Source organism: Planococcus salinarum, assembly GCF_007004625.1.
GTDB lineage: Bacteria > Bacillota > Bacilli > Bacillales_A > Planococcaceae > Planococcus > Planococcus salinarum.
In genome coordinates, this window is the sequence record NZ_VIFV01000025.1 from 1 (window position 1) to 12,457 (window position 12,457).

Annotated in this window: 13 protein-coding genes and 1 rRNA gene; 13 read left to right on the forward strand and 1 reads right to left on the reverse strand. The window is 47.1% G+C overall.

Translation table 11 applies throughout. The features are described from left to right. Nucleotides 1-215: 215 nt before the first annotated feature. From rrf to rsmI, 10 genes are all read left to right on the forward strand, one after another. A 5S ribosomal RNA gene (gene rrf, locus DIJ65_RS12575) occupies nucleotides 216-331 on the forward strand. Nucleotides 332-526: 195 nt separating this feature from the next. Beyond that, nucleotides 527-1,969 carry an aminotransferase class I/II-fold pyridoxal phosphate-dependent enzyme gene (locus DIJ65_RS12580; protein ID WP_391527605.1) on the forward strand — a complete coding sequence of 481 codons (1,443 nt, stop codon included), beginning with the start codon at nucleotides 527-529 and terminating at the stop codon, nucleotides 1,967-1,969. After that, complete coding sequence (tmk, locus tag DIJ65_RS12585) at nucleotides 1,969-2,613, forward strand: dTMP kinase (protein ID WP_117302935.1); 645 nt, start codon at nucleotides 1,969-1,971, stop codon at nucleotides 2,611-2,613. The genes DIJ65_RS12580 and tmk overlap by 1 nt, the downstream gene beginning before the upstream one ends. A 58-nt stretch (nucleotides 2,614-2,671) precedes the next feature. Continuing rightward, a complete protein-coding gene (locus tag DIJ65_RS12590) occupies nucleotides 2,672-3,001 on the forward strand; it encodes a cyclic-di-AMP receptor (protein ID WP_117302934.1) in 330 nt (109 codons plus the stop codon). 80 nt (nucleotides 3,002-3,081) lie between these two features. Continuing rightward, nucleotides 3,082-4,074, forward strand: a complete 993-nt coding sequence (gene holB, locus DIJ65_RS12595; RefSeq protein ID WP_117302933.1) for a DNA polymerase III subunit delta' — start codon at nucleotides 3,082-3,084, stop codon at nucleotides 4,072-4,074. Nucleotides 4,075-4,077: 3 nt separating this feature from the next. Then, entirely contained in the window at nucleotides 4,078-4,890 is an 813-nt protein-coding gene (locus tag DIJ65_RS12600) for a PSP1 domain-containing protein (RefSeq protein WP_117302931.1), read from the forward strand. A gap of 10 nt (nucleotides 4,891-4,900) precedes the next feature. Further along, nucleotides 4,901-5,263: a DNA replication initiation control protein YabA gene (yabA, locus tag DIJ65_RS12605; RefSeq protein WP_117302929.1), complete on the forward strand. Its 363-nt coding sequence runs from the start codon at nucleotides 4,901-4,903 to the stop codon at nucleotides 5,261-5,263. 252 nt (nucleotides 5,264-5,515) lie between these two features. Beyond that, nucleotides 5,516-6,253: a tRNA1(Val) (adenine(37)-N6)-methyltransferase gene (locus DIJ65_RS12610; protein WP_117302927.1), complete on the forward strand. Its 738-nt coding sequence runs from the start codon at nucleotides 5,516-5,518 to the stop codon at nucleotides 6,251-6,253. Beyond that, entirely contained in the window at nucleotides 6,240-6,506 is a 267-nt protein-coding gene (locus DIJ65_RS12615) for a GIY-YIG nuclease family protein (RefSeq protein ID WP_117302926.1), read from the forward strand. The genes DIJ65_RS12610 and DIJ65_RS12615 overlap by 14 nt, the downstream gene beginning before the upstream one ends. Further along, entirely contained in the window at nucleotides 6,506-7,375 is an 870-nt protein-coding gene (gene rsmI, locus DIJ65_RS12620) for a 16S rRNA (cytidine(1402)-2'-O)-methyltransferase (RefSeq protein WP_117302924.1), read from the forward strand. The genes DIJ65_RS12615 and rsmI overlap by 1 nt, the downstream gene beginning before the upstream one ends. A 45-nt stretch (nucleotides 7,376-7,420) precedes the next feature. On the opposite strand, the gene DIJ65_RS12625 is transcribed toward rsmI, so the two are convergent. Further along, entirely contained in the window at nucleotides 7,421-7,732 is a 312-nt protein-coding gene (locus tag DIJ65_RS12625) for an AbrB/MazE/SpoVT family DNA-binding domain-containing protein (protein ID WP_313903022.1), read from the reverse strand. Nucleotides 7,733-8,028: 296 nt separating this feature from the next. Between DIJ65_RS12625 and metG the strand changes: the two genes are divergently transcribed. The 3 genes from metG to DIJ65_RS12640 all read left to right on the forward strand — a co-directional run bounded on the left by metG (nucleotide 8,029) and on the right by DIJ65_RS12640 (nucleotide 12,346). After that, entirely contained in the window at nucleotides 8,029-9,984 is a 1,956-nt protein-coding gene (metG, locus tag DIJ65_RS12630) for a methionine--tRNA ligase (RefSeq protein ID WP_117302922.1), read from the forward strand. A gap of 190 nt (nucleotides 9,985-10,174) precedes the next feature. Beyond that, nucleotides 10,175-10,942 carry a TatD family hydrolase gene (locus tag DIJ65_RS12635; RefSeq protein WP_117302920.1) on the forward strand — a complete coding sequence of 256 codons (768 nt, stop codon included), beginning with the start codon at nucleotides 10,175-10,177 and terminating at the stop codon, nucleotides 10,940-10,942. A gap of 87 nt (nucleotides 10,943-11,029) precedes the next feature. Beyond that, complete coding sequence (locus DIJ65_RS12640) at nucleotides 11,030-12,346, forward strand: G5 and 3D domain-containing protein (RefSeq protein ID WP_230321420.1); 1,317 nt, start codon at nucleotides 11,030-11,032, stop codon at nucleotides 12,344-12,346. The last annotated feature ends 111 nt before the right edge of the window (nucleotides 12,347-12,457 follow it).

Genomic DNA, 12,457 nt, shown 5'->3' on the forward strand with positions numbered 1-12,457 from the left:
AGGTTCGAGGTGGAAGCGTGGCGACACGTGCAGCTGACGAATACTAATCGATCGAGGACTTAACCAAAACCAATTTCGTGAACCGCTTTGTGCGCGAATTGTTTCGATGTCGTTTATCCAGTTTTGAAAGAATAAGATAAAGTTTTTTTAAAAAAAGCTTGAATTAATCGCCAGAGATGGTATGATAAGTCTTGTCTTTCAAAAAGAATAGCCAGTCCAGTGACGATGGCAAAGAGGCCACACCCGTTCCCATCCCGAACACGGCAGTTAAGCTCTTTTGCGCCGATGGTAGTTGGGGGTTTCCCCCTGTGAGAGTAGGACGCCGCTGGGCACAAAAAGAAAGGCCGTTACCGCGAAAGCGGTGGCGGCTTTTTTGTCGTTGGAAAAGACTTCGTGGTCAGTGGCGGGATTGCAGGCCCTTTGAAGAGATTTGCGGGAGGAATTGTGCAAAGCTGTTTTTCTCTGTACGCCTTTTCCCATTGAGCAGCAAGTTCGCTATAATGGAAGGAATAAGGAAGATGTGAGGATGGACTATATGACGCACCGACGACCTTTAGTGGAAGCGTTGAAGAATTTTCAGCAACAGAGACCCGTTTCTTTTCATGTTCCCGGCCACAAGCACGGGGAATTGTCGGGGTTGCCGGATGAGATTCGCCCTGCGCTGCAATATGATCAAACTGAATTAAGTGGACTGGACGATTTGCATTATCCGGACGGTCCCATTAGGAAGGCCCAGGAATTATTGTCCGAGGCATATGGAGCCGACCAAAGCTTCTTCCTGGTAAATGGATCAACAAGTGGAAATTTGGCGATGATCCATGCTGTCTGCAAAGAAGGAGACCGCGTATTGGTTCAACGGAATTCGCATAAATCGATTTTTCATGCACTCGAATTGGCCAGAGTGCGGCCGGTTTATCTGGCCCCGGGATGGGGACAGGCTTCCCAAAGTGCAGAAGGCATCTCGTTGGAAACGGTGAAAGAAGCCCTTAGGCAATACCCGGATGCAAAAGCATTGATTTTAACCTACCCCAATTATTACGGCATGGCTCGAACCGAAACAGAAGACATTATAAGTTATTGCCATCAATTCAATATTCCGGTGCTTGTGGATGAAGCACATGGTGCCCATTTGCTGGCCGGACAGCCGTTCCCCCAGTCCGCGCTGTCACTGGGGGCGGATGTGGTAGTGCAGTCGGCGCATAAGACATTGCCGGCGATGACCATGGGATCGTATCTCCACATACAGGGAACACGAATCAATGCCGAGAAGATAAGAAAATATCTGCGCATGTTCCAGTCCAGCAGCCCCTCCTATTTGATCATGGCTTCGTTGGATGACGCCCGTGCATATATCCAGACGTATTCCAGCCCGGATATGCAGTATTTCGAAGAAAAACGAAGACTTTTTATAAGCAGCCTCCAGACAATTGCGGGACTTGCTGTGTTCGAAGCTGATGATCCACTGAAAATCATGTTGAGAGTGGAAGGGCATAACGGTTTTAAACTGCAGAAAAAACTGGAGGAAATGAACGTATATGTTGAACTGGCGGATATCCGGCAGGTATTGATGGTATTGCCATTATTGAAGCAGGGCCACATCTATCCATTCGCGGAGATCAGGAGCCGCATCAGGGAAGCGGTCCAGAAGCTGCGCAAAGAGCAGGTGGATCCCAAAATAATGATGGCACCCCAGGAGACGACAGTAATCAGTGAGCCGGAAATTTCCTGTGAGGCTATTGATTTGGCCGATAAGGAATGGATTTCCTATACAAAAGCGATGGGACGCTATTCAGCGGCGATGGTGACGCCATATCCGCCGGGTATCCCGCTGGCGGTGCCAGGGGAAGTCTGGACCCACTCCAAACTGGAGCGGTTGTTGGACCATCTGGCAGCCGGAGCTATGATTCAGGGAGAACATAATTTGGCTGAAAAACAACTTTTTGTTATTCAGCATGGAGGCGTCAAGTGATGAACAAACCAGGATATTTTATTACAATCGAAGGGCCGGAAGGAGCAGGCAAGACGACTGCAATTGAACACTTGATGAAACAGCTTCAAACGCTGGGCATTACAGTGGTGTTGACACGAGAACCCGGCGGTATTGAAATTGCAGAAAGAATCCGAGAAGTGATCTTGAATAAAAATCATACAACCATGGACGCCCGCACAGAAGCGCTCCTTTATGCAGCCGCCCGGCGCCAGCACCTGGTGGAGAAAGTCATGCCTGCGCTGCAGCAGGGGGAAGTGGTGCTGTGTGATCGCTTTATCGACAGTTCGCTTGCTTATCAAGGCTATGCCCGTGGACTCGGCATTGACGAAGTTCTGTCAATCAATGAATTTGCCATCCAGGATACCTGGCCGGATCTGACTTTACTATTTGATGTGCCACCTGAAATCGGCCTGCAACGGATTGCGGCAAACAGCGGGAGAGAGCAAAACCGGCTGGATATGGAAAAATTGCCGTTTCACCAAAAGGTATATGAAGGATATCAGGAAGTTTCACGGCGTTACCCCGACCGCATTGTCCGGATTGATGCCTCAAAAGGTCCCGGAGAAGTGGTGGACGAAGCGCTGGCAGCGATTAAAAAGGGCATGGAAAGTTATACAGCGTAATTAATTGTTCGTGTTATAATTATATAGAAGAAAAACAAATAAAAAGGAGTGAGTGCTGATGAAACTCGTCGTTGCAGTTGTACAGGACCAAGACAGTAACCGATTATCCAACGCTTTGACAAAGAATGATTTCCGGGCTACCAAGCTTGCCAGTACAGGAGGGTTTTTGCGCTCAGGGAATACGACTTTTTTAATCGGGGTGGACGATGGCCTCGTTCCTAAATTAATGGATTTGATCCGTGAAAACTGCCGTTCCCGCGAACAGATGGTAGCACCTGTTTCACCTATGGGCGGAAACGCAGATTCGTATATTCCATACCCAGTGGAAGTGGAAGTTGGCGGTGCCACTATTTTTGTGTTGCCAATCGAGCAATTCCATCATTTTTAAGTAACGTTGAACGATAAAATACAGGATACCCGTGCTCCTCTGGAACACGGGATTTTTTTAAAAAGGCGGAAGGTGATATTGTGCAGATGACTACCGAAGAGTTCGAACAAATGCAGCCGATTGTTATGAAGAAACTGCAAGGGGCTTTTGAAAAAGACCGGCTGGCACATGCCTTCCTGTTTGAAGGGCCTGCCGGTTCCGGCATAAAAGAAGTGACCCATTTCTTTGTGAAGCTGTTGCTGTGCGAAAAACCGGAACAGAATGTTCCATGTGGAACATGCAGAAGTTGCCAATTATATGATTCGGGTAACCACCCGAATATTGTTTTTATTGAGCCGGATGGCCAAAACATTAAGATTGACCAAATCCGGGAGCTGATTTACCGGATGAATAAAACCGGTCTGAGTACCGGACGCAAGATTTATGTGATTCAGGAAGCAGATCGGATGAATAACGCTTCCGCGAATGCTTTGCTGAAATTTCTGGAAGAGCCGGAATTCAATGTGACCGCCATTCTTCAGACAGAGCGGCTGAATGCCATCATGAGCACGATTCGTTCACGTTGCCAGCTTGTGTCGTTCCAACCACTGTCACGGCCTCTGCTGATGGAAAAGCTGGTTGCAGGGGGCATGACGGCTTCTATGGCCGCAACAGTAAGCATGCTGACGCAAAGCGAAGAAGAGGCGATGGCACTGAGTGCGGATGAACAATTTCCACAAGCAAGAAAAACAGTTTTAAAGCTGGTCGAAGTGGTCAGCAACAATGTACATGAGGCACTTTTGATGCTCCAGTCAGATTGGCTTCCGTTGTTTAAGGAAAAAGAAGATACCGAAAGAGGCCTGGACATGTTATTATTTGCATATCGGGACATTGCTTCGGTAAAGGCAGGGCTCGAGACAGCAAGAACGTATCCAGACATGGAAGAAACTTGGAAGCAGATGGCTCTTCAGCGTTCTTTTACTGTGTTGTCAAAACAGCTGCAGGCAATTTTACAGGCCAAACAGCAATTGCCTCGCAATATGAACCGAACGCTGCTGATGGAGCAATTAATGCTGAATCTGCGGGAGGGGTAAAAATTGTATAATGTTATAGGTGTCCGCTTCAAAAAGGCGGGTAAAATATATTATTTCGATCCAGGTGAATTCACGATCGAAAAAGATGATTATGTCATCGTTGAAACAGCTCGTGGAGTGGAATACGGGAAAGTAGTCGTACCGGTCAAGACAGTCGGTGAAAACGATGTCGTTTTGCCGCTTAAACAAGTGGTGCGGGTAGCAAGTGAGCGAGACCGCCAACAGGTGGAAGACAACCGCCAGGAAGCACAACAGGCTTTTGAAACAGGTACAGGGAAAATCGAAGAGCATCGCCTCGACATGAAACTGGTGGATGTGGAATATACATTCGACCGCAATAAAGTGATCTTTTATTTTACGGCGGAAGGCCGCGTCGATTTCCGGAACCTGGTCAAGGATCTGGCATCGATATTCCGGACACGCATTGAATTGCGCCAAATAGGTGTCAGGGATGAAGCGAAAATGCTCGGAGGCATCGGACCTTGTGGACGCATGCTTTGCTGTTCGACATTTCTGGGTGATTTTGAACCGGTTTCAATCAAGATGGCGAAAGATCAGAATCTGTCTTTGAATCCATCGAAAATCTCGGGCTTATGCGGACGTTTGATGTGTTGCCTCAAATATGAGAACGATGAATATGAGCAGGCGAAAAAGGAAATGCCGGATGTCGGCACCCGGGTTGCGACGCCGGATGGTGACGGGCGTGTGGTCGGGATGAATATTCTCGAGCGCGTATTGAAAATCCGACTTTCTGAGCAGGAACAGACACTTGAATACGCATTAAGTGAGATAATGGACCAAGGAACGAGAGCGTGAGGTGGTTGGTGTGAAAGATAAAAATTTTTTGGACACGGTCATGGATTTTGAGCAGCAGCTTGAATCGATGCAACAGCAATTTCGTGAACTGAAGGCGGTTGTGGCTCATACAATGGAAGAACATCATGCGCTGCAGCTTGAAAATCATCATCTTCGTGCGCGCCTGGATGAACTTCATGAAGTTGTTCCGGAAGCTGCTGCGGCTGTGGATCCTGTAAAACTCGAAAGAGCGGTCATGGATATCGGCGAAGGCTATGATAATTTGGCCCGTCTTTATCATGAAGGCTATCACGTCTGCCATGTGCATTTCGGCAGTTCCCGAAAAGGCGATGATTGCCTGTTCTGCCTTTCATTTTTAAACAAGCAGAATTGATGGCAAAATTAACAAAAGCTTCCGTCACTTTGCGTGACGGCAGCTTTTTGTTTTGTGAATAAGAAAATATAGCTGTTTTAATATAAAGATTCTTAAGAAAGGCGTTGTGATGTCCAGACTCCAGCGCCCAGATTCTCGGGATCATAAGCCGAACCAGCTATGCGGCAAAGAACGCCGCTTCGCTGATCCCTCTTATGCCTGTCGAATCTACACGGGCGCTTGCGCTTTTCTTATGGTGGAGGAGTTGAGTAAATGTTATTGGACGACGAACGGCTGGATTATTTACTGGCGGAGGAATTGAGGATCATCCAAAGCCCTTCCGTCTTTTCATTTTCGCTGGATGCGGTTTTATTGGCACGGTTTGCCTATTTGCCGCTGAAGCGCGGGAAAATCGTTGACCTGTGTACGGGGAACGGGGCAATCCCGTTGTTTTTGAGCGCCCGGACGGAATCGCAAATCATTGGTATTGAGCTGCAGGAGCGGCTTGTCCACATGGCGGAGCGCAGTGTAGCCTATAACGGGCTGGAGTCGCAGATCAGCATCCTGGAAGGCGATGTGAAGACCATTCCGGAAACGCTCGGATTTGAAAAGTATGATGTGGTGACCTGCAATCCTCCTTATTTTCCGGCGACTGACATGAGCGATAAAAACATAAGTGAACACATGGCGATTGCCCGGCACGAGCTGCATTTGACGCTGGACGAAGCGGTGCGCTCCGCGAGTCAACTTTTGAAACAGGGCGGAAAAGCCGCATTTGTCCACCGGGCAGGCCGGCTGATTGATTTGATCACTGCCATGCGCGCCAACCGGCTGGAGCCGAAACGGGTCCGGCTGGTGTACCCAAAAGCGGGGAAAGAAGCGAATACCTTATTGATCGAAGGAATAAAAGACGGCAAGCCGGATCTGAAAATCCTGCCGCCGCTGGTTGTTTACGGAGATGACGGAGAATACACGGAAGAAGTGCGGGAAATGCTTTATGGAGACAAGTAGCCATTATTTTTACGTGCTCGAATGCGCGGACAATTCTTATTACGCAGGCTATACGAATGATCTGCAAAAACGCCTGGAGGCGCATAATGCCGGAAAAGGCGCGAAATATACACGTGCAAGGGGACCGGCGCGGGTTATCCATTGCGAAGAATTTGCCACGAAACCCGAAGCGATGAAGGCGGAATACGCCTTCAAGCAATTAACGAAAGCGAAGAAAATCCGTTATATTGCTGAAGGAAAGGAGCAAGCCTGATGAAATCCCAGAAAAGTTTCCAGGAAACAACGGCCACTTTGTATCTTGTAGCGACGCCGATCGGCAATCTTGAAGACATTACGGTCCGTGCGCTGCGCATTTTAAAGGAAGTTGATATCATCGCGGCAGAAGATACGCGGAATACGAAGAAGTTATGCAATTACTTTGATATTCAAACGAAGCTTGTCAGCTACCATGAACACAATCAGGAAAGCGGGGGCTATAAGATCCTCGCCCATCTGGCAGAAGGACGGTCGGTGGCCCTTGTCAGTGATGCGGGAATGCCGTGCATTTCCGATCCGGGGGAAGATATTGTAAAACGGGCAATCGCGGAAGGCTTTCCGGTTGTGCCGATTCCCGGGGCCAATGCGGCGCTCAGTGCACTAATCGCTTCCGGCATCACACCTCAGCCATTCCAGTTCTATGGCTTTCTGTCGCGCAGCAAAAAGGAACGGCAGGCTGAACTTGAGCTATTGAGCCAAAACCGGGAAACGCTGATTTTCTATGAAGCGCCGCACCGGTTGAAAGAAAGCCTGAAGAGCATCCAGAAGAATTTCGGCAACGACCGCCGGATTGTGCTGGCGCGTGAAATCACGAAGAAATTCGAGGAATTCCTTAGAGGGACAGTGGAACAGGCGGTGGACTGGGCGGACGCCAATGAAGTACGCGGTGAATTTTGCATTGTCATCGAAGGCAATGCGGCACCGGACGTGATTGAAACCACAAACTGGTGGGAAGGCTTGTCGATTGAAGAACATGTCGAAGAAGTGATGGAGCGGGAACAATTGTCGTCCAAGGACGCCATCAAGAAGGTGTCAGCGGATCGGAAGTTGTCGAAACGTGACGTCTATCAGGCTTTTCATACGTAAAAACACAAAAAAAACCGGAGCGCATGAGCGTTCCGGTTTTAAAAATTATTTTTTAAGGTTGCCTTGAATTTCTTTCATCAGCATTTCTGCGCCTTCAGAACTCAGGACCAATTTGCCGCCGACAAGTTTCATGTTGTCGTCTGATACTTCGCCTGTTACAGCGCAAGTCATGTTCGGCATGTATTTCTTCAAAATGATTTTGTCGTCGTCGACATAAATCTCCAAAGCGTCTTTCTCAGCGATGCCCAATGTGCGGCGCAATTCGATTGGAATAACTACACGGCCCAATTCGTCAACTTTACGTACAATACCTGTTGATTTCATAAAATTCGTCCCCCTTGAAATTTTTAGATGCATTCGCCAAAATTCGACAATTACCACTTCCTGTCATAAATCATACCAACTACTCTCGTCTAGGTCAATAAAAAACTATCGGATTTATAATGAAATATCATAATTTTTGGTAGTTTTTCGATAGGATATAAAAATAAAGCTTACAAAACAGCAATTATCTGGTATTTGGAAAAAATAAACAAAAAATAACGTATAACATTTTTACAGAAAATCCCTGTCGAAACTCAACGTGAAACATTGTACAAAATTGCGGATTTCGTTAAAATGAACTTTATACAAACAAACTGGAGGAATTTTTCGTGACTGCAAAAAAAGAAACATTTTATTTAACCACTCCGATTTATTACCCAAGCGGAAAATTCCATATCGGAACCGCTTATACAACAGTCGCCTCTGATGCAATGGCCCGTTATAAACGCCTGCGCGGCTTCGATGTCCGCTTTTTGACGGGCATGGACGAGCACGGCCAGAAAATTGAGGAAAAGGCGAAGGAAGCCGGCCTTGATCCACAGGAATATGTCGATGGCATGGCGGAAGCGGCGAAAGCAGTATGGAAGACGATGGACATCAGCTACGACGATTTTATCCAGACAACTGAAACCCGCCACAAAGAAGGCGTTGAGAAGATTTTCCAGAAGTTCCTGGATAACGGCGACATTTATAAAGGCCATTACGAAGGCTGGTATTGCACGCCCTGCGAATCTTTCTACACGGAAAGCCAGCTTGAAAACGGCAATTGTCCGGATTGCGGGCGGCCGGTCCATAAAGTGAAGGAAGAGTCGTATTTCTTTAATATGAAGAAATACGCCGCACGCCTCCTCGATTATTATGAAAACAATGTCGAGTTTATCGAACCGGAATCACGGAAAAACGAAATGATCAATAACTTCATCAAGCCGGGGCTGGAGGACCTTTCCGTTTCCCGCACGTCGTTTGACTGGGGGATTCCGGTTCCGGGAGATCCGAAGCACGTTATTTATGTGTGGGTGGATGCTTTGTCGAATTATATTACTTCTCTTGGCTATGGCACTGACGACGATTCGCTGTTCAATAAATACTGGCCGGCGGATGTCCACGTAGTCGGCAAGGATATCGTCCGTTTCCACACGATCTACTGGCCGATTTTCCTGATGGCGCTCGATCTGCCATTGCCGAAAAAAGTTTTCGCCCATGGCTTCATCATGATGAAAGACGGCAAAATGTCGAAATCGAAAGGCAATGTAGTTTATCCGGAAATGCTGGTGGAACGCTACGGCCTGGATGCGACGCGTTACTTCCTGTTGCGGGAGCTGCCATTCGGTTCTGACGGCGTGTTTTCTCCGGAAGCGTTCATCGAACGGACAAATTACGATCTTGCCAACGATCTCGGGAATTTATTGAACCGTACCGTTTCCATGATCAATAAATACTTTGACGGCAATGTGCCGGTGGTCGATGGCCAGAAAACAGAATTCGACGCAACGCTCGAGCGGGTTGCGAAAGAAACGGTCGAAGTTTATGAGAAGCACATGGAAAAAATGCAGTTCAGCATGGTGCTGAGCGAAGTGTGGGTGCTGATTTCCAGAACCAATAAATACATTGATGAAACGCAGCCATGGGTATTGGCGAAAGATGAAGCCACCAAAGAACAGCTGGCGTCTGTCATGGCCCATCTGGCGGAAAGCCTGCGCATGACAGCGGTTATGCTGCAGCCATTCCTGCCGAATGCACCGAAACAGATTATCGAACAGCTTGGCTTGTCCGAAGAATACCTGGCTTGGGAAACGTTGGACGGCTTCGGCAAGATTCCTGCGGATACAAAAGTAACGGCTAAAGGAACACCAATTTTCCCGCGTCTCGAAATCGAACCGGAAGTTGCATATATCCGTGATCAAATGCGCGGCGGTGCACCGGCAGAACCGGAAGAAGCAGTAGAAGAAGTTCCGGACGTGCCGGAAATCACGATTGATGATTTTGCAAAGGTTGATCTTCGTGCTGCGACGGTCACAGCCTGTGAGCCGGTACCGAAGACGTCGAAACTGCTGAAGCTGCAGCTGGATTTGGGATATGAGCAGCGTCAGGTGGTTTCGGGAATTGCAGAGCATTACAAGCCGGAAGAACTGGTCGGCAAAAAAGTGGTGGTCGTGGCAAATCTCAAACCGGTGAAACTGCGGGGCGAATTGTCCCAGGGGATGATTCTGGCTGGTGAGAAGGACGGCTTTCTGACTATGGCATCAATTGCCGAAAAATTGCCGAATGGCGCAAAAATTAAATAAATCCTGATCGAAGATGGTCCGCTTGACTGAGCGGGCCATTTTTATTATGGTGAATTTTGCGGTCTTTTTTTCATCCGTTCAGGGAAAAATGTCATGCAAAAAAGATGTTTTGTTATACAAATGTAATATTACTGAGAAGAAAGAAATGAAGTTAACAGATAAAATAAAGCTTAACGTAAGGAGAATGCATATGTTTATTGATACCCACGTACATTTAAATGCTGACCAATACGACGATGATTTGAAAGAAGTCATCGAACGCGCATTAGAAAAAAATGTTACCAAAATGATTGTCATCGGGTTTGACCGGAAAACGATTGAGCGCGCGATGGCATTAATAGAAGAATACGATTTCCTTTATGCAGTGATTGGCTGGCATCCGGTGGATGCGGTTGATTTCACAGATGAGGACCTGGACTGGATTGAGGAACTTTCTTCCCACCCGAAAGTGGTTGGGATCGGTGAAACGGGCTTGGATTACCATTGGGACAAATCACCCAAGGAAGTGCAGCAGGAAGTTTTCCGCAAGCAGATACGGCTGGCGAAAAAACTGCAGCTGCCGATCATCATCCATAATCGCGAAGCGACAGAAGACGTCTTGCGCATCCTGAAAGAGGAAAACGCGGCTGAAGTCGGCGGCATTATGCACTGCTTCGGCGGCAGCGTCGAAACGGCACAGATCAGCATCGACATGAATTTCATGATTTCCCTCGGGGGACCGGTGACATTCAAGAATGCCAAAAAGCCCAAGGAAGTCGCAGCACAGATCCCGCTCGAACATTTATTGATCGAAACGGACGCGCCTTATCTTGCGCCTCACCCTTACCGCGGAAAACGCAATGAACCTTCCTATGTAACGCTGGTGGCGGAAGAAATCGCCCGCTTGAAGGACTTGCCGGTGGAAGAAGTGGCAAAAATAACCACCCAGAACGCTGAAAAATTCTTTAAATTGAACTAAAGAGAAAAAATAACGGCAACCCGTTCTAATTGACAGGGATGTAAATGAGTCTATATAATCACACAGGTGAATGAGGAGGAGTTACATTTGACGAAAGAAGAAGAGGATAATAATTACTCAACAATAAAAACATCCAAAAAGAAATCAGTGATCATCACATTGGCTACAGTGCTGATGTTTGCGGCAGTTATGGTTTTCGCAATTTATGAAGGCACGAAGAACACGGTCACGATGATTTCCAACGGTGAAAAAGAAGAAGTGAAAACCCACGCTGAAACAGTAGAGACATTTCTGGCAGAGCAGGAAATCAAAGTGGGCCAGGATGACTATTTGAGCCATACAGCGGAAGCTTCAATTGATAAAGATATCGTAATCGAATGGACGAAAGCTGATCAGTTCACCGTTACAGTTGACGGCAAAGCGACATCGGCCTGGACTACTTCGAATACCGTCGAAGATATTTTGGCAAAAGCAGGGATTGAAGTTACGGAACACGATAAAGTAACACCTGCACTTAATGAAGAAGTGGATGCAAACACAGCAATTTCTGTTGAAAAAGCATATGAAGTTACAATTCTTGATGGACTGGAAGAAAAGAAGGTATGGTCCACTTCGACTACGGTCGCTGACTTTTTAAAACAGCATAAAATCACTTTAAGCGATCTTGATCGCGTTGAAAAAGAAATGGATGAGTTAATCCTGCCCGGATCTGAAGTTAAAGTTGTTCGTGTAGAAAAGGTCACCGATGTAGTGGAAGATAAAGTGAAGTTCGCCAAAGAGACAAAGAAAGATTCGTCTCTTCTAAAAGGATCTGAAAAAGTGGTTCAAAAAGGCGAAGAAGGTCTTGTAGAAAAGACTTATGAAATTGTAATGGAAAACGGCAAAGAAGTGAAACGCGAACTAAAAGGTGAAAAAGTATTGAAAGAAGCGAAAAAACAAGTTGTCGCAGTTGGGACAAAAACGGTTGTAGCAAGCATTTCCCGCGGTGCTGATACGAAAGCAACAGCTCCGGCGCCGAAAAAAGCGACTCCGGCCCCGGCCCCTAAGCCAGCAGCAACATCGACTAAAACAACACAAACAGCTGCACCGGTTCAAAGCAGTGAACCATCAAGCAGCCGGGAGTTCTATGTATCGGCAACAGCCTACACAGCTTTTTGCACGGGTTGCTCAGGCATCACTGCAACAGGCATCAACCTGAAAGCGAACCCGCATCTGAAAGTTATCGCTGTGGATCCTTCTGTTATCCCGCTTGGTTCCAAAGTATGGGTTGAAGGATATGGATATGCAATCGCCGGTGACACTGGCGGAGCGATAAAAGGCAATAAGATCGATATTTTCATGCCGGACCGTTCTGCGGCATTGGCATTCGGCCGCAAACAAGTTAAAATTAAAATTCTGGATTGAAGATGGCAATGGAAAGCTTTCCCGGGGCACCCCGGGAAAGCTTTTTACATGTTCATCTATAAAAGAGTAAACTGGATTAAGTTGAAATAAATAAGTAGAGCAGCAAATCTT